Below are 16,285 nucleotides of genomic sequence, written 5' to 3' on the forward strand. Positions count from 1 at the left end.
CGCTATCGCAGTGAAAACCGAGTTATTCACCGCCCGCGTGGCTGATCCGTGAGGAATTCGACACGATAGTTAGCTCCGTCGGGCGGTCGTGAGAGCGAGTGGGAAGGTCCATTTCCTTAATCTTGCGTGCAGTGACCATCACCCGCGAATCCATCGATGCCAGCGTCGAATTGAAGGCTTCCACCGCTCGATCGAGGTGATGGCCCACCTTGTTGTAGTGATCGCCCATCGTGTTGAGCCGTGAGTACAACTCACGCCCGAGGCGCTGGATTTCTAAGGCCTTCTCCGAGAGATCCTCTTGCTTCCAGCCCAACGCTACCGTGCGCAATAACGCGAAAAGAGTGGTAGGTGTGGCCAAGACAACGTTGTTGTCGAACGCGAAATCCAGCAGGTCCGGGTCCACGCTGAGGGCGGCGTCCAAGAACGGATCTGCGGGTACGAAGAGGACGACGAACTCCGGGGTGGGTTGGAAAGCCTCCATGTATCCCTTCGCGGCCAACGCGCTGATGTGGTTGCGCACCACGTGGCCGTGCCGGCGCAACAGTGCGGCATGTTCCTCAGGATCGGTGGCCTCGAGGGCGTCCAAATAGGCACTAAACGGAACCTTGGCGTCGACCACAATGTTGCGGCCGCCGGCGAGATGAATGACCAAGTCCGGGCGCACTTGCTTGGTGCCGATATAGGCAGTGACCTGGGAGTTGAAGTCGCAGTGCTGGACCATCCCGCCCATCTCCACCACGCGCTCGAGTTGCACCTCGCCCCAACGGCCGCGAATATTTGGGCTCCGAAGCGCCGTCACTAACTGTTCAGTGCGGTCATTGAGCCGGGTGGACGTGCGCGACATCGCCTGCACCTGGCTGCTCAGTGACGCGAACGCGGTCGCACGATCTGCCTCCAATTCCTGAAGCTGATACCCCAGCCGGTCCATCGCCTTTTCCAGCGGAGCAATGTGCTGCTCGAGCTGCTGCGCGTCAAGTTCCGCGGGCGGCAGCGTGGGTTGCTCGCCGCTTGTGGACACTTTGTCCTGTGCAGTGGTCGGGTGGGGAACAGTGGCCGCATGCGCAGTACGAGCCAGCCAGCCCACCACAACGCCGATGGCTAAACCCAGGATCAGTGACCATAAAGAAACGTTCATGCCCACACCGTGCCATACGGGGTAGACATGAACGTTGGGGAAAGGGGTAAAACACCGACTATTTGCCGAACAAACGTTCTACGAAACCCTGCTTTTTCTTCCGTGAATACTCAGACGGGCTGGAGTCGAGGTTGATGAGTCTCTCCAGCGGATCGGATTCGCTCTCCTGGCGTTGCCGTAGTGAATCCGGGAGGAGGCTGCCATACTTCGCTGCCAAGGCAGCCAACTCTTCGCGGGCCTGCTCGGCGCGCCGCAGGATGGAGTGATCTGAATCCTCCGGCTTTGCCTCTTCGTCGCCAGACGCCTCCGGAGCTGTCGCACTGGTCGTGTTTGTTTCGGCATTGCCAGTCGCGTGGTCGCGAGTCGCGGCGTCGATAGCCTCAGGGTCCGTGGCCGCAGGAGCGGAAGATGGCTTTTCAACGGGGTCCGCGGCGGCGTTCTCGGCGCATTCGTCGCCGTCAGAAACGGAGTGCTCGGCCCGCCAGACCGCGCGCTGGCGCGCGCCCTCCTGCTCGTTAAGGCGCCCCGCCAGGGTTCCCGCCACCGTAACGAACTCGATGTCCGCAGCCGTCTTTTCTCCCGACTGCAACATCATCATGTCCTTGACGTAGCGGTAAATCACCGCCAATGTTGCCACCGTCGGAACCGCCAAGAAGGCGCCAACCAGACCGAAGATAGCCGAACCGACCGTCACGGAAATCAACACGATAACCGGGTGCAGGTTCATCGCCTTCGACTGCAGCCACGGACTAAGAACATTGCCCTCCAGCTGTTGAACCACTAGGACCAGTAACAGCGTGAGCAGCGCCGGGCCGACGCCGACCGACACAAGCGCGATAGTCACTGCCAATGCGCCCGCCACGATCGCGCCCACGAAAGGAATGAAACCTGCGATAAACGTGATGACCGCCAACGCCATGGCTAGGGGGACGCCGATGAGTGCGAGGCCGAAACCGATAAACACGGCGTCGATAAGCGAGACCAAAGCCTGCGCGCGGATGAAGCCGCCCAAGGTGTTCCAGGCGCGGGTCAGCACCTCCGTCAGGTGCCAGCCGGTGCGTCGGCCGGTGGCTTGGCGTAGCCACGGGAGGAAGCTGTGGCCGTCCTTGAGGAAGAAGAACATTAACACGAGCACGACCAGCACAGTCACGACCATCGAGGTGATGGTGCCTAAACCGGAGAAAATGGAACCGGCAATCGTGCCCGCGCGCGCCTGGAGCCAGCGCGCCACCTCGTCCACGACGCCAGTGAGCTCCTCGTGATCCAATTCCAAAGGCGGGCCCAAAGCCCACAGCTGCAGGCGCTGGATGCCCTCGACGGTTTGGAGGTAAAGGGTCTGCGATTGACGCGCGAAGTTGGGCGCGATGAAACCAATGAGCCCGCCGACGACGCCGAAGAACAGCAAAATGGACAGGATTGCAGCGAGAGCGCCGGGGATGTGGTGTCGCCGCATCCACGACGTTAGGGGCGCCAACACAGTGCACACCAAAATGGCGAGCAGGACCGGAAGCACGCCCTGCCAGAACTTGCCCACCAACTGGCCCACCGAGTACAAGAAGATGCCGATGATGAGAAGGCGCAAAGCCCACATCGCGGCCTGCTTCACGGCTTGACCCATGACCACGGCTCGATCCACCTGATCGCCCGGCGGATCAGGAGAGATCGAGTCAAGGACGCTGCCGGTGGCAGACTCCGCGGGCGCGCCTACGCTCATGTCGTCGCCCGAAGACATCAAGTTCGCTCGTGAATCGTTCACCCCTATATAGTGCCTCATCCGCTTTTGATTGTGGAGAGGTGGTCTGGGCGGGGCGCGAGCGGTGCACGCGTCACGCAGTGCGATAGGATGGGCGCTTGTGAGTCTTACACTAGGAATCGTCGGCCTGCCCAACGTGGGCAAGTCCACGCTGTTTAACGCCCTTACCCGCAACGATGTTCTGGCCGCGAACTACCCGTTCGCCACCATCGAGCCCAACGTGGGTCTGGTGGAGTTGCCGGATCCTCGCCTCAACCGGCTGGCGGAGATTTATTCTTCTGAGCGCATCCTTCCGGCGACGGTGTCCTTCGTGGATATCGCCGGCATCGTCAAGGGTGCGTCGGAAGGCGAAGGCATGGGAAACGCATTCTTGGCCAACATCCGCGAGGCAGATGCCATCTGCCAGGTTGTGCGCGCCTTCTCCGATGACAACGTCATCCACGTGGACGGCAATGTGGATCCTTCTGCCGATATCTCAGTCATCAACACCGAGCTCATCCTCGCTGATATCCAGACCATAGAAAAGGCCCTGCCACGTCTTGAGAAGGAAGCGAAGAAGAACAAGGAACTCGCTGACACCGTTTCTGAGGTGAAAAAGGCGCAGGAGATTCTCGAAGATGATCGAACCTTGTTCAGCGCGGCCAAGAACAGCGAGATTGATTTGTCCTTGCTCCGTGAACTGCACTTGATGACTGCGAAGCCTTTCTTGTACGTCTTCAACTCAGACGAGGGAGTGCTTACCGACGACGCGAAGAAGGACGAGCTGCGTGCCCTTGTTGCTCCTGCGGACTGCGTTTTCCTAGACGCAAAGACCGAGGCTGAGCTGCTGGAACTTGACGACGAAGAAGCGGCCGAGCTCTTAGAATCCGTTGGCCAGACCGAGCCTGGTTTGCACTCCCTGGCTAAGGCAGGCTTTGCGACGTTGGGTCTGCAGACCTACCTCACCGCAGGTCCTAAGGAGACACGCGCCTGGACTATCCCGCAGGGTGCTACAGCTCCGCAGGCTGCCGGAGTTATCCACACCGATTTTGAGCGTGGCTTCATTAAGGCCGAGATTGTTTCTTTCGACGATCTCGATGCCACTGGCTCCATGAACGAGGCTCGTAGTCAGGGTAAGGTCCGCCAGGAAGGCAAGGACTACGTCATGCAAGATGGCGACATCGTGGAGTTCCGTTTCAATAACTAGTGAGATTCGTTGATGATTCTCGTCGAGTGTTGAGTCAGGACTAGTGCCCGGCGCTTTTGCAAGGGGCCTACCCGCGTAGTTGTACATCGTCCGTCGTGCGCCGCTCCGCGGTGGGGAGGAGCCCGATGGGGCGCGGGACTATGCCCATGGAGACGTAGGTCGTGTCCGCCTCGGGGTGATGCGCCGCTAGTTCGGCTCGCTTCCACGACAGAACGAGGAGCCGGCGCGACGATCGACGTGGACGACGGCTCCGCCCAAGGGGACTGCTGCACGATCAGGCAACAACTTCAAATTCGTGCCACTAGGCGCCCCCGAACTGTATAGAGTGACGCCTACCGGGAGGGAGATTCGAGTGTCGGAAAGCGGACCAGAGAAGAGACTGAAGTTCTTCGGCCTCAGCGACTACGGAACCTTCTGGCAGGCCGACCGCCTCCTAGAGCTCGTCCGTGAATTCGATGCTACTCGTGGCGATCAAGGCATAAACGACATCGTTGAGTTGCATCATCTCGCGTTGTTCCTAGAACACAAAGTTCTCCCGAAGGACCTGGCCGAAGCAGAGCGAGACGCGCCTCTGGCGCACGTCCCCGAGATCCGGGAAGTCATCGGCAGGTTTTTCGGCAAAGTGACTGACGCCACCTTCTCAACGCTCGTTCAGGACGTTGACTTTCAGTACCGCACAGACGTCCTCGATCTCCTCGGAAAGAACAAGGTCTTCGAGCGCTGCACTGACTCGATCGTGCTTGCTGCACTTCAAGAGCAGAGTTTCCACCCGCACGATCTGCTCTCATGCCAGGCACTCGTGCGTGCCTACGACCAGGAGATTCGGGCCCTGCTACTCGATGAGCCGCGCAATGCTGAGCTGCTTGCGCGGAAGTTCCTCCAGTCCGAGGGGCGGGATCCAATCCATCTTCCGAAGAGCTTCACTCCCGCGGATCAGCGTGGCCTGTTTGACCGCTACCTCGATGAGGAAGAGCCCAACCTCAACTTCGTCAAGCTGATCGCATCCGCACGAGCTGACAAGAACACCGGCGTCGATGCACGACTGAAGCTAAAGGCTCGTCGCAAGGCAGATGCGCTCACGAAGAAGATGTTCGAGTCCACGGAGGGGATCAAGACCGGCTGCGAAGTGGGCATCTCGGCCGATCAGGTCGAAGAGGTCGTCCAGTCTTTGGACGGCATGGTTGGCAAGTACTCCTACAGTCGAACCTGGCTCACGGAGAACCTCGACTACCCGACTATCCTGAATAACTTTGTTCACCTGTTCCAGTTCGCCAACGACCACATGCTCCTGGAACTCCCTTCCTACGGAGCGCAACTTGGCGTCTTCGAGCGGTTCATGGGTACGCCGGGCAAGGACGACTACCGGACGGGGGCGGTGTTCAGGCTCAAGGATCAGGCGTCCTTGCTCCAGACCTTGATGTACGAGCGCTTCCTCAGCTCCGAAGGTATAGAGCTCGAGTCGGTCATCGCTTGGTTCTTCACGGACTACCTTGAGCAGGAGTTCGGTGCCAAGGGGCTGAAGTACCGCGCCTCCAGCCCGACCGCTACCTACCTTGAGAAGAGCCGCCATCTGTTCTCAGAGATGGAGAGCGTCCTCAAGCAGTTCACGCTGCATGTCGACTACGGCGAGGTTGACCCGGAGCTGTTGACAATCACATCGGAGCAGCTTTCCTACGGCGACATCCCGAGTCAGGTTGTGGATAAGTACGCCTACGTTGCCAACAACGCGGACATTCAAGGAATTCAGCACCTGCTCTTCTCGGACCAATCCGGATTGGTGCACATCAGCAGCGATCTGGAGGCAGAGAGCTTCCTCCACTTGGTCATCGCCAATGATATCGCCTACGACCAGTTCCACGAGTACCAACAGCGCAACATCGACTTCCTGGTCGAGAAGGGCATCCTGACCGGAGATCGTGACCGAATTGCGTTTGCAAGCGCGCCACAATTGCATGTGCTCAAGGAACTCTGGGAGTACGAGGCGACGAGCTGTCTCCATCATTCGGCGGCCGGCCAGAAAGCCATTGACGAGATGGTGAGCGCCGGATGGCTGGCGCATCGATCAACGCTGCTCAGCGCTGCGGAGGTCAGCTACTTCAACTACTTCCTTAACGATAAGGAGTTCAGCAACGGACCTAGCCTGCGCAACCGCTACCTCCATGGATCACAGGCAGACGGTGACGACGACCGCGTTCACCGCCACACGTATCTAACAGCGCTCCGCCTACTCGTTGCGCTGGTCATCAAGATCAACGATGACTTCTGCCTGACGGATAACGCCGTGCTCGCGAAGGAATAGGGGCCGACCGCTGGCATGTCGAGCCCTCTTCAGATCCCTAGTATGTGGCGTCTCAGCCGGGTTCCCTGCCGGCGTGATGGCGCGGTACCTCCTTCGTGGCGTCCTGCAGGCTGACCCACGCCGAGGGTGAGCCTGTGTCCCCTGATCAGTAGCGAGCACTGACCGTGGGGAGGGGGAGCACGTGAACCCCGTGTTCAGATGTACCTATGTGCCGGAACTCGGTGGAGTTGAGATTCAACGTGTGATCGACCGCCGATTATCGGGCACGCTGGACTTCAGTTCATCTGTGGTCGAGCGGCCCAGGCGTTGACATTGCATTGCTGCTCGGTGTGGTCGCCCGCAGCCCGAGCGAGTGTCTCGCTCCGGCTGCGATCGCTGTGATGCCGGTCCATGACTGGACATCGCACTGGCCGAACTGGTTGTCGCCCGTTCCGAAGACCCTTCCGGTCTGGCTCAGCGCGAGCGTATGGACGGAGCCGGCCGCCACTGAGGTGATGTTTCTCCACGATGACACCTCGCACTGGCCTCTGCTGTCGTCGCTGACGGCGACGACGGTGCCGTCTTCGTGTAAGCCGACGGTGGGTAGGTAGCCGGCAAAGACCCCGGACACGTGTGTCCACCGGGCGACGTCGGTCTGCCCTCGCTGATTGTTGCCAGTTGCGAGGGCTGTGCCGTCGCGTCGAACTGCGATTGTGTGCCAGTCGCCGCATCCGATCTCAGTTGACCATGATCTCGCTGTAGATTGTCCTACGTGGGGGGGGGGGCATGTGGTGGAGTAAAGATTTTCGACCTGACATCTGGCCGCAAGACAGGAAGGAGCCCGGGACCGGGAGTACGATGCCTAATGATCCTCTCAACCTCGACAAGGCCGGCGAGTGGGCTGGCGTGTGGTGGCTGCCGGAAGCCCCTAGCGAGAAGGTCCCGGGTGTCCTACGGTACGACCCGGAAGATGGTCTCTCTCTGTCGCTGATCGGCAACTTCGAGGATCGGATCTTGACGACGGACTCGTCTGGATGGACTGCTGTTCACGAAGGAACCCGCACCTGGGAAGTCATGCACGGTGTGGCCGAGCTCAGGGAGATCACACTGCTTGGCTGTGTTCCTAGGAGCACCAGAAGGACCATGGGTGCGCGAGTGGCGAGCCCTGATAAGCAGACCGTGACCGCGACGGTCGCCATCATCGGCGCGCATGTCAGCGGTGACGCGGATCCGGCGTTCGCTAGGGCAGAAGTCTCAGTCGAGGATCTGAGTCTCTGGGCGGCGTCTTCTGTGTTCGAAGGATCCCTCGGGGCTCCCGACGGCAAGATCGATGGGACCGGGCGTATCTCGGTGAAGCCGGTCGAGGCGCAATCGGTCGTGGTCGACGACACTGAGTATCGCCTTCAGCACACGCACACGCTTCCATTCTTCGACCAGCGCAAGGGAGGAAGCGTCGGACGTATGCGGGACACGGTGTCCATCTGCGTCGTGCCAGCCGAACCATTCTCTCTGAGTGTTGCTCTGCAGGAGGCGAGCCTGGTGCAGGACCTGATCTCCCTGGCGACGCATCGCGCGGCCGGAGTGATCTGGCTCCGACTGGAAGTTGCCGGGACCGAGTCGCACTTCCCTGATGGCCGCCCGCTGCCGCGCCGACGTGCCGATGTGCTCTACTCACCGGCCGCGCTTGGAAAACACGACGCGAAAGCCGTCGATCACCACCGAATGTTCTTCACCTGCGGCTCGATCCCATTTGAGGAGGTCATGCCCCGATGGTGCGAGGCCCATGGCCGCCTGGAGGCAGCGACAAACATGATCTTGGGCTTGCGCTACGCACCGGCCCGTTTTGTTGAGAACAATCTTCTGACGGCAGTCGGTGCTGCCGAGGTGTTGCACCGCAACCTCCGCATCGACGAGAAACCGTTCCCCAACGCGGAGTTCAGGGCGATGCGAGAGGCGATGCTGGCGCAGGTTCCCGATGAGCACCGAAACAGGTTCAAGGGGGCGATCCGCAACGACCCGACCCTCCGTGATCGGCTCCATGCCCTCGCCGCGCGACCCGATCAGGAAGCGATCGCACAGCTCTTACCGGATGTCGACCATTGGGCGAAGTGGACGACGCGCGCCCGCAATGACCTCGCGCACGAGGGCAGAACGCCCAACCATTCCATCGAGGAGCTGATCGCCGTCGTCGAGGTGACGACCGCGGTCGTAATCCTCAACGTCTTGCACGAGCTCGGGTTGCCGGCGGAGCGGCAGCGAGAGATCGTGCGGGAGCACCCGCAACTGAGGGCTACGTTCCGTACCGCTGCCGAATGGCTGGTTCCCTCACCAAACCCTTAGGTGCACTGCGATAGCCGCTACTTCGGAACCTCCGTGACGCTGCTGCCCGGTCGTTTAGTGCGAGACGCGGGTAAGCCTGCTCTATCGCTCGTTCGTTGAGTGCGTCATGGCGGGCGGGCGAGACGACCGGCTGTAAGTGGTGGCAGCGCGTCCGTGCCGCCTGGTGCGGCGGTGAGACGGGAGAATGTCGTCGGCCCTTAAGAACGCGGTGGAGTTCCGCTTCAATGTCAAAGCTCCATGTCGACGTGCTGCCGGGCCCGTTTCCCCCGGAAGCATGTCTGAGACCGTCATGACGCCTGAGACGCTTGCCCTACGCGGGATTCTCGTTGCGCGTCTTGACTAGTTCCAGGTGCTCATCGATCGGTACGGCGCGACCAACCCGAAGTTGTTCGGGTCCGTCGCGCGCGGCACCGCGTCTGCAGGATCGGACATCGACATCCTCGTCGGGATGGACCCTGCGGAGGGACGTCTCCTGATGCGTGCGTCTGGTCTGCTCGAGGAGAGTCGCGCTCTGTTCGGGCGCGATGGCATCGACGTGTTTCCTGCCCAGTTGCTCAGGCACCCGGTATCCGCTTCGACGCTCGCCGAGGCGGTGCCGCTGTGAGTCGCAGTCCGGCGAAGCCGTGAACCATTTTCCCGATGAGATCACCGGCGCGCACCCTGAGATCGTCTGGCCTCAGATTCGGGATTTCCGCAACATCCTGGTGCACCAGTATTTCGGCGTCGACATCGACGTGGTCCGCGATATCGTCGATACTCATCTGCCTCCTCTTGCCTAGGCGCTGCGGTGCCACATCTCTGCTAACTGACGGCGCGGCTCCAAAGGTTATTCGGCTACGGAACGTGGTCGAGTTTAAGTTCAATGTTAGCTAAGGGCCTTATTAAAAGCGTTTGGCAACACGCGCTCCTATTTACCTTCGTATCTCGCGAGACGCTGACGTGGATGGCCTCACCATCGACCGGCAGCGTCAGGACTGTGAAGCCATTGCAAAGCAGCGTGGCTTGGACGTTGGACATAGGACATAACTACGTCGATCAGTCCATTTCCGCGTCAAAGAAGAATGTGGCTCGCCCCGACTACGACGCCATGGTGGCATCCTTTGAACGCGGCGAAATCGACGCGATCATCTGCTGGGACCTCGAACTACCCGCCCCACGTCGGTGGGTAGTCCGATCAGTCGGACAAAACTACTCCCGCACCACAGCGTAATAAGGGGTGCACCTTAAAACATCCGGAGGTGGGGGTAACTCCCCCTCGTTGCCCAGAGACAAAATACGCCAGTGGCGTCTGTACGACGAGCCGAAGGTAGGACAAATTCCAATCCAGAGAGGTCTTGCACTGTTGCGGTGCGGTTGTCTTCTTTCTCACCGTATTGGACCCTGCGAAATTAATTGGATACGATAGGCCCATGTTGATTTCAGGTTCCGTTTTCATGCGGCCGCTCACCAGCCGCTAAGGCGGTTTTCTCCCTCCCGCAGGTTAGAAACCGCTCCGGTCCTTTAGCCGGGCGGCCATTTGCCATGCCCGGCTCCGTTTCAACTCCACGGAGCACACCTGATGTCTACATACGGATACGGCCGTCACGAACATGGCCAAAATTTTCTCACAGACCACAAGATCATCAACTCCATCGTCGATCTTGTAAAACAAACCTCCGGCCCCATCATTGAGATCGGGCCAGGAAGCGGTGCCCTCACTCACCCGATATCCCACTTGGGGAGGGCAATAACGGCAGTTGAGGTAGACGCAAAACTAGCTGCCAAACTCACAAAAAAGACCGCCTCGGCGTCGGTCGAAGTGGTCCATGATGATTTCCTCAACTTCCCGTTACCCGCCACTCCCTGCGTCATTGTGGGAAACATTCCCTTTCACCTCACCACTGCCATTCTTCGAAAGTTGTTGCATGCGCCGGCATGGACTGCCGCTGTACTCCTCATGCAGTGGGAAGTCGCTCGCCGCCGGGCCGGGGTAGGTGCAAGCACGATGATGACAGCTCAGTGGTCCCCATGGTTCACGTTTCACCTTGGTTCCCGAGTACCAAGGTCTGCTTTCCGGCCACAGCCAAACGTTGACGGGGGGATCTTAGTGATCCGCCGGGTGGGTGACCCGAAGATCCCGATAGAGCAACGCAAAGCCTTTCAGGCGATGGTGCACACCGTTTTCACCGCCCGGGGACGCGGGATAGGGGAAATTCTCCGAAGGGCAGGGTTGTTTTCATCACGTTCAGAGACACAATCATGGTTGCGCTCGCGAGGAATCGACCCCGCAACCCTACCTCCCAGATTGCACACCAGCGACTGGATCGATCTCTTCCAGGTGACTGGTTCCTCTTCACCGCGCCATCGGCCCATTTCACAATCGGGAAGTAGTCAACGCCCTCCTCAACGGAAAAATCGAGGCCGGCGGCGGTAATCCCCCCACCACCAAAACCGAAATCCACCAGTAGTAGTGAACGACCCATGTTCGTCTACCGTGAGCCGCGTTATGGCAGTGACGTGTTCTCGTCGGGCACAGTCATAGTTCCCGGCGTTGCCAGCGACAGGGTTCTACACCCAGCAGCGGGACCGATCAAAATCACCCGCACGGGGAACGACCCTGCTGGTGGTTTCGATTTTGATGAAAGCGAGGAGACATAGCCCCTCGCCAACTCCCCGTAGCTGGCGAACAGTAGCTCCTGGCGCTGGCGCTCGTTGGTGAGTTTGCGTGCCACATCGAAAGCCTTATCGACTTCCCGGTCCAAGTTGTTGTGGGCCTTGAGCAGAATTGGGTCCATCGATAACGGGTTGTAGTGCTCCGCGAGTGACCGCTGGGGGTGCCGCTCGCGTGCCCGCAGCACCAACTGTCCAGCGTCGATGATTCGCTGCTGCGCCTTCTCATCTAGTTCACACAGAGCTGGTCCGCAGTTGTAGCTCCCGATGTACTCCGAAAAACGGAAAAAATAAATAGTGGGGATACATCAACCTTCCACTTTCCATTCTTCCGGCTCAGAGTATTGAGGGGTCTGGGACCGGGTCCGTAAACCCTTTATGTTTTTCGCGCACAGCGGTTTTTAGCGACGCACCCTATAGGTTTTCCGCAGAACCTATATGTGTTTCTGTGCACCCCCATATGTTGTCTGTTTCTAGCGGTATTTCGTTGTACTTTGCGCATCGAATAGTTATTTATCGACGACACTCCGTGGACTTTAAGTTCAACGTTTAACGCGGGCAGCCGCCGGATTCTCGGCGGCGATTCCGGCCCGAACCTCGGGGACATTGTCGCGCTTCCTCATCTACGTGAGCTCCGCAACTCCGGTCAGCTCACCGCCACCCCATCGTCGATAGCTTGAGCGAGCTCGACCACGACCACCTGATCTGGTGCACCGGTTTCCGTCCGGCACTTGGCTCATTCCGCCACCTTATGCGCGGCCGCGAACCTGAAGTGGAGAATCTGCATCTAGTCGGTTACGGCAACTGGACCGGCGACGCCACGGCAACACTGATGGGTGGGTCCCTTTGCCAAACACACTGCCCAGGTAGTCGCGGACCGTGTCGGTGAAGCTCGACATCAAAAGTGTGGCTCAGCGCTTCGCTTGCGCAGCCCGCAGGCCGTTCAAAATCACGATGACTTCGGCGACCTCGTGAACCAACACGACGGCGGCCAGGCCCAGCACGCCGCTGATCGCCAGCGGCATCAACACGATGATGATGGCCAGAGACAGCATGATGTTTTGGTTGATGATCCTGCTGCCTCGGCGGGCGTGCTGCAGAGCCTGCGGGATCAGCCGGAGGTCGTGGCCGGTGAAGGCGACGTCAGCGGACTCGATCGCGGCGTCAGAGCCGGCCGCTCCCATCGCTATGCCCACCGTCGCGCCCGCGAGTGCCGGCGCGTCGTTAATACCGTCGCCGATCATCGCCGTCGGCGTCTTGGAGGAGAATTCGGCGACGATGCTTGCCTTGTCCTCCGGGCGAAGCTCGGCGCGCACGTCGTCGATACCGGCGATTTCAGCCAGCGCCCGGGCGGTGCGAGTGTTGTCGCCGGTGAGCATGCTTACTTCCACGTCGTTGGCGTGCAGGGCCTGCACCGCTTCGGGCACCTCGGGCCGCAACTCGTCGCGGACCCCGATCGCCCCGGCGAGAGCGTCATCGACGGTGACCAGGACGCAGGTCTGGCCCTCGGACTCCATGCGCTCAACGTCCGCTTTCAGTGGCCCGGCGTCGATCCATCGGGGGCTGCCCACCAGCACCCGTCGGCCTTCGACGGTGCCACCGATGCCATGCCCAGCTTCCTCGCTGATGTCCGAGGCGGTGGGCGCTTCGGGCCCCGCTGCAGCGATCGCCGCGGCGAGGGGATGTGTCGATTGCTGCTCAACTGCCGCCGCGAAGGAAAGCACCTGCGTCCGATCGAATCCGTCTGCCGGGACCACTCCGGTAACCTCAGGCTGGTTGCGGGTAAGGGTTCCGGTTTTGTCTACTGCCAGGTGACGGATGCCGCCGAGTCGCTCGAACGCCGCGCCGGACTTGATGATCACTCCGAACTGGCTGGCCGCGCCGATCGCGGCCACGACCGTCAGCGGCACGGAGATTGCCAGCGCGCACGGCGACGCTGCGACCAGGACTACCAGCGCACGGGTGATCCACGTCTCAGGGTCGCCCAGGAGCGAGCCGATCACTCCGACCAGCACCGCCAGGATCATCACCCCGGGCACTAGGGGTTGGGCAATCCGGTCGGCGATCCGGGCGCGGTCGCCCTTTTCCGCCTGCGCTTGCTCGACCAGGTCCACGAGTGTGGTCAGCGAGTTGTCCGTTCCAGCTGCGGTCGTCTCGACCTCCAGCACCCCGGCGGAGTTGATCGCTCCCGCAGGCACTTCGTCGCCGGGCGCAACCTCCTCCGGAATGGATTCTCCGGTGATCGCTGAGGTGTCAAGGCTGGAGCGCCCGGACCGAATGATGCCGTCCGTGGCGATCCGCTCCCCGGGGCGCACGAGCATTAGCTCGCCAACCTCGAGGTCCTTCGCTGCGACCTCGGCCGCTGTGCCGTCGCGCAGCACCGTCGCGGTCTGCGGTACCAGCTTCAAAAGTGCCCGCAGTCCGCCTTGGGCCCGGTCCATCGCCTTGTCTTCCAGTGCCTCGGCGATCGAGTACAGGAACGCTAGCGCCGCGGCCTCTCCAACGAATCCGAGGCTCACCGCGCCGACCGCGCTGATTGTCATTAGCAAGCCAATGCCGAGCTTGCGCTTCGTCACAAGGTTCCGGATCGCTCCAGGCGCGAACGTGTATGCGCCCAGCAGCAGGCCGACCCAGAACAGTACTGTCGCAGGCGTCTCCAAGTCGGACCAGTCCAGCGCCAGCCCTATGCCGAGGGCTACGCCGGAGAAGATTGGTAGCAGCAGCTCGGGGTCCTTCCACCATGGCCGATCGAGATCTTCGATCTCCGTGGCTGGTTCGTGTTCGCATCCACACGCCGAGCTCATGCGTCCGCTCCTTTCACGCCGCATCCGGGCACCGAGCACTCAGGGTCGATGCACGGGGCGTTTTCGTCGACGGCCAACGTCGCGTTCACTAGCGCGTTGAGCGCAGTCGCGAGGTGCGGATCGGCGATTTCGTAGCGAGTCTTGCGGCCCTCTGGCTCGGCGACGATGATGCCGCAGTCGCGCAAGCAGGTCAGGTGGTTCGAGACGTTCGAGCGGGTCAGGTCCAGGTCGCGCGAAAGCACAGCCGGGTAGCTCGGGCCGTCGAGTAGGGTGATCAGGATTCGGGAGCGCGTCGGATCTGTCATGGCCCGGCCGAGCCGGTTCATGACGTCGAGGCGTGAAGCAATAGTCAGCATGTGCTGAATTATACATTATTTGCTGAACTATTCAACACGTACTGAACTGACATTGGGGCGAAGGCCTTACGACCTGCAGAAATTAGTCGATGGGGTTGGTGATGAGCAGGGCGTCGGAGGACATGACGGCGGCGTCGGTTTTGAGCTGCTCAATGAGCTTGTCGGGCTCAGCGGCGTAGGTGCGGCCGAAAGTGGTGGGGCCGACATCAGGCAGCGCGCCCACTTGGTCGGAACCAGAGGCCTGCATGCCGAACCTCTGCATGTCCGCAGCCTGGGCGATCTCCAGATGAGTCTTGGCGATCTTTTCCGCAGATGGCCCGCGCTAGCCACCGAAGGCGTAATGCCCGAAGCTTAAGAAGCCGAACGTTCTCATTGGATAACACTCCGTTTGATGGTGTTAACGAGAGAGTAACTTTGCAACGAGATGTCGTGGACTTCAAGTTCAACGTGTAGCTTACGCCTGAAGAAGAGATGGCCCCACCGACACTAGGGTGGGGCCGTTTGTGTTTTTCTGTTGCGTGAGCGCCTGCCTCCATGCGCCCTCAGTGCCCCACATGGGCTGCCGGTGCGGCAGATTCGCGCACGGCTGTGGTGGTTTGGGCGCGACCCGACATAACGATGAGCGTTATTGACGCATTGCGTTATGTTGCGTAGGTTGGGGGAGTTGTGATTCGGTCGTTTGCAACTAAGGCCACGGAGCGGTTGTGGAACCGTGAAAAGGTGCGTCCGATCGATCCTCATGCGCAGAAGGCTGCACTGCGTAAGCTGGTGCAGCTCAACGCTGCTCGTCAGCTCGACTCATTCCGGGTGCCTCCGGGAAACCGGTTGGAGGCTCTCCAAGGTGATCGCGCGGGGCAGTACTCGATTCGCGTCAATGCTCAATGGTGGATTTGTTTCGCTTGGACTGAGGGAGGCGTAGAAGATGTCGAACTCGTCGACCATCACTGAGAAATGGGAGCCTGTACATCCCGGAGAAGTACGGATGGAAGATTTCATCAAAGGTTTTCAGATTACGCAGCACAAGCTGGCGGTGGATATAGGCGTGCCACCTCGTCGGATTAATGAGATTGTGCATGGCAAGCGGGCTATAACTGCTGATACTGCGCTTTGTCTCGGAAGGTACTTCCAGATGGATCCGCAGTTCTGGCTTAACTAGCAAAGCTTTTATGACCTGCAGATTGCGCAAGAAAAGGCGACGGCTGAGCTTGACGGTATCGAGCCGCTACAGGTGGCTTGAGCTGGGGGAGATTCTGCGTTTCTGGTTTTTGCCGCGAAAAGTGGAGTCATGCGCCAAGTGCCTGGCGTATAGGTGGAAGGCCTTCTGGCCTGTGGCCCCCCAGTATTGGTTGGGGTGCGGTGGAAATTTGCGTGGGGCCGAATCGAGGGGCGGACAGGATGGAGTTGGCCTGCATGACGGCCTCGCCGCTGGCAACGACCGGCTCGCCGTTGCGCAGTGGCATTGTCGCGGGCCTGCGCGTACGGCGAATTCTGGGTCTGGTTGTGCGCGGCCTGGGCCGACTGGCCGAAAGCTGCCTAGTCGTACTGTTCGCGGCCGAACTGGGCCTGGTCATTCTGCGGGACATAAGGCTGTCCCCGCTGCGGAGCGGGCTGCGGTGCCTGTGTCGGTGCAGAGTTCTGCGGAGTGTCCTTCTTTTTGAAGAAATCGAAGATGCCCACTGGGGAGCCTTTCTGCCGTAGTGATGTTGCCTACATAAAAACACGGCGATGAGACGTGCGCTCTGCGTCACAGCAAACTCACATGCAGGCAGAAAGGTTGTTGAAGA

16 protein-coding genes and 1 pseudogene are annotated in these 16,285 nt (G+C 60.3%); 9 read left to right on the forward strand and 8 right to left on the reverse strand.

Annotated elements, in window-relative coordinates; genetic code table 11:
- Nucleotides 1-22: 22 nt before the first annotated feature.
- The gene (locus H0194_RS09570; protein ID WP_185175660.1) at nt 23-1,135 is read right to left on the reverse strand and encodes a DNA recombination protein RmuC; all 1,113 of its coding nucleotides are present in this window, start codon (nt 1,133-1,135) and stop codon (nt 23-25) included.
- Between the two features lie 58 nt (nt 1,136-1,193).
- A complete protein-coding gene (locus H0194_RS09575; RefSeq protein ID WP_185176986.1) occupies nt 1,194-2,867 on the reverse strand; it encodes an AI-2E family transporter in 1,674 nt (557 codons plus the stop codon).
- Nucleotides 2,868-2,988: 121 nt separating this feature from the next.
- On the opposite strand from H0194_RS09575, the gene ychF reads away from it, so the two are divergent.
- Together ychF and H0194_RS09585 are read left to right on the forward strand one after the other, a co-directional pair.
- A complete protein-coding gene (gene ychF, locus H0194_RS09580) occupies nt 2,989-4,074 on the forward strand; it encodes a redox-regulated ATPase YchF (RefSeq protein ID WP_185175661.1) in 1,086 nt (361 codons plus the stop codon).
- Between the two features lie 511 nt (nt 4,075-4,585).
- Nucleotides 4,586-6,373: a hypothetical protein gene (locus tag H0194_RS09585; protein ID WP_246388893.1), complete on the forward strand. Its 1,788-nt coding sequence runs from the start codon at nt 4,586-4,588 to the stop codon at nt 6,371-6,373.
- Nucleotides 6,374-6,653: 280 nt separating this feature from the next.
- On the opposite strand, the gene H0194_RS11220 is transcribed toward H0194_RS09585, so the two are convergent.
- A complete protein-coding gene (locus H0194_RS11220) occupies nt 6,654-7,088 on the reverse strand; it encodes an RCC1 domain-containing protein (protein ID WP_425486473.1) in 435 nt (144 codons plus the stop codon).
- A gap of 122 nt (nt 7,089-7,210) precedes the next feature.
- Here H0194_RS11220 and H0194_RS09595 point away from each other — a divergent pair, with 122 nt between their 5' ends.
- The 5 genes from H0194_RS09595 to erm all read left to right on the forward strand — a co-directional run bounded on the left by H0194_RS09595 (nt 7,211) and on the right by erm (nt 11,105).
- Nucleotides 7,211-8,692: an ApeA N-terminal domain 1-containing protein gene (locus H0194_RS09595; protein ID WP_185175662.1), complete on the forward strand. Its 1,482-nt coding sequence runs from the start codon at nt 7,211-7,213 to the stop codon at nt 8,690-8,692.
- 349 nt (nt 8,693-9,041) lie between these two features.
- A complete protein-coding gene (locus H0194_RS11035) occupies nt 9,042-9,296 on the forward strand; it encodes a nucleotidyltransferase family protein (RefSeq protein ID WP_232745419.1) in 255 nt (84 codons plus the stop codon).
- A complete protein-coding gene (locus H0194_RS11090; RefSeq protein ID WP_185175663.1) occupies nt 9,217-9,471 on the forward strand; it encodes a HepT-like ribonuclease domain-containing protein in 255 nt (84 codons plus the stop codon). Before H0194_RS11035 ends, H0194_RS11090 begins: the two co-directional genes overlap by 80 nt.
- A 197-nt stretch (nt 9,472-9,668) precedes the next feature.
- A complete protein-coding gene (locus H0194_RS09610) occupies nt 9,669-9,902 on the forward strand; it encodes a recombinase family protein (RefSeq protein ID WP_224784272.1) in 234 nt (77 codons plus the stop codon).
- A 348-nt stretch (nt 9,903-10,250) separates the two neighbouring features.
- Nucleotides 10,251-11,105, forward strand: a complete 855-nt coding sequence (erm, locus tag H0194_RS09615) for a 23S ribosomal RNA methyltransferase Erm (RefSeq protein WP_016456425.1) — start codon at nt 10,251-10,253, stop codon at nt 11,103-11,105.
- Between the two features lie 70 nt (nt 11,106-11,175).
- Here the strand turns inward: erm and H0194_RS09620 are convergent, their stop codons facing one another.
- The 4 genes from H0194_RS09620 to H0194_RS09635 all read right to left on the reverse strand — a co-directional run bounded on the left by H0194_RS09620 (nt 11,176) and on the right by H0194_RS09635 (nt 14,763).
- The gene (locus H0194_RS09620) at nt 11,176-11,529 is read right to left on the reverse strand and encodes a type IIL restriction-modification enzyme MmeI (RefSeq protein WP_016423158.1); all 354 of its coding nucleotides are present in this window, start codon (nt 11,527-11,529) and stop codon (nt 11,176-11,178) included.
- 723 nt (nt 11,530-12,252) lie between these two features.
- On the reverse strand, nt 12,253-14,145 hold the full coding sequence (locus tag H0194_RS09625) for a heavy metal translocating P-type ATPase (RefSeq protein WP_185175664.1): 1,893 nt from the start codon (nt 14,143-14,145) through the stop codon (nt 12,253-12,255).
- Nucleotides 14,142-14,501, reverse strand: coding sequence for a Cd(II)/Pb(II)-sensing metalloregulatory transcriptional regulator CmtR (gene cmtR / locus H0194_RS09630; RefSeq protein ID WP_185175665.1), 360 nt, complete (start codon nt 14,499-14,501; stop codon nt 14,142-14,144). The genes H0194_RS09625 and cmtR overlap by 4 nt, the downstream gene beginning before the upstream one ends.
- Before the next feature lie 82 nt (nt 14,502-14,583).
- Nucleotides 14,584-14,763 (reverse strand): hypothetical protein, encoded by a 180-nt coding sequence (locus tag H0194_RS09635; protein ID WP_246388897.1) that lies wholly within the window; start codon nt 14,761-14,763, stop codon nt 14,584-14,586.
- Nucleotides 14,764-15,167: 404 nt separating this feature from the next.
- Here H0194_RS09635 and H0194_RS09640 point away from each other — a divergent pair, with 404 nt between their 5' ends.
- Both H0194_RS09640 and H0194_RS09645 read left to right on the forward strand, forming a co-directional pair.
- The gene (locus H0194_RS09640) at nt 15,168-15,449 is read left to right on the forward strand and encodes a type II toxin-antitoxin system RelE/ParE family toxin (RefSeq protein ID WP_185175666.1); all 282 of its coding nucleotides are present in this window, start codon (nt 15,168-15,170) and stop codon (nt 15,447-15,449) included.
- Nucleotides 15,424-15,738: pseudogene (locus H0194_RS09645) on the forward strand (HigA family addiction module antitoxin). The gene H0194_RS09640 and the pseudogene H0194_RS09645 overlap by 26 nt, the downstream one beginning before the upstream one ends.
- Nucleotides 15,739-16,034: 296 nt before the next feature.
- On the opposite strand, the gene H0194_RS09650 reads toward H0194_RS09645, so the two are convergent.
- Nucleotides 16,035-16,178, reverse strand: coding sequence for a hypothetical protein (locus tag H0194_RS09650; protein ID WP_185175668.1), 144 nt, complete (start codon nt 16,176-16,178; stop codon nt 16,035-16,037).
- Nucleotides 16,179-16,285 lie beyond the last annotated feature (107 nt).

It is taken from the genome of Corynebacterium incognita, from assembly GCF_014217255.1.
Classification (GTDB): domain Bacteria; phylum Actinomycetota; class Actinomycetes; order Mycobacteriales; family Mycobacteriaceae; genus Corynebacterium; species Corynebacterium incognitum.

Coding starts and splice junctions, on each gene's coding strand:
- H0194_RS11090 (WP_185175663.1), top strand. CDS start 9,217: ATGGCATCGACGTGTTTCCTGCCCAGTTGCTCAGGCACCCGGTATCCG.
- erm (WP_016456425.1), top strand. CDS start 10,251: ATGTCTACATACGGATACGGCCGTCACGAACATGGCCAAAATTTTCTC.
- cmtR (WP_185175665.1), bottom strand. CDS start 14,501: ATGCTGACTATTGCTTCACGCCTCGACGTCATGAACCGGCTCGGCCGG.
- H0194_RS09625 (WP_185175664.1), bottom strand. CDS start 14,145: ATGAGCTCGGCGTGTGGATGCGAACACGAACCAGCCACGGAGATCGAA.
- H0194_RS09635 (WP_246388897.1), bottom strand. CDS start 14,763: ATGCAGAGGTTCGGCATGCAGGCCTCTGGTTCCGACCAAGTGGGCGCG.
- H0194_RS09570 (WP_185175660.1), bottom strand. CDS start 1,135: ATGAACGTTTCTTTATGGTCACTGATCCTGGGTTTAGCCATCGGCGTT.
- H0194_RS09595 (WP_185175662.1), top strand. CDS start 7,211: ATGCCTAATGATCCTCTCAACCTCGACAAGGCCGGCGAGTGGGCTGGC.
- H0194_RS09575 (WP_185176986.1), bottom strand. CDS start 2,867: ATGTCTTCGGGCGACGACATGAGCGTAGGCGCGCCCGCGGAGTCTGCC.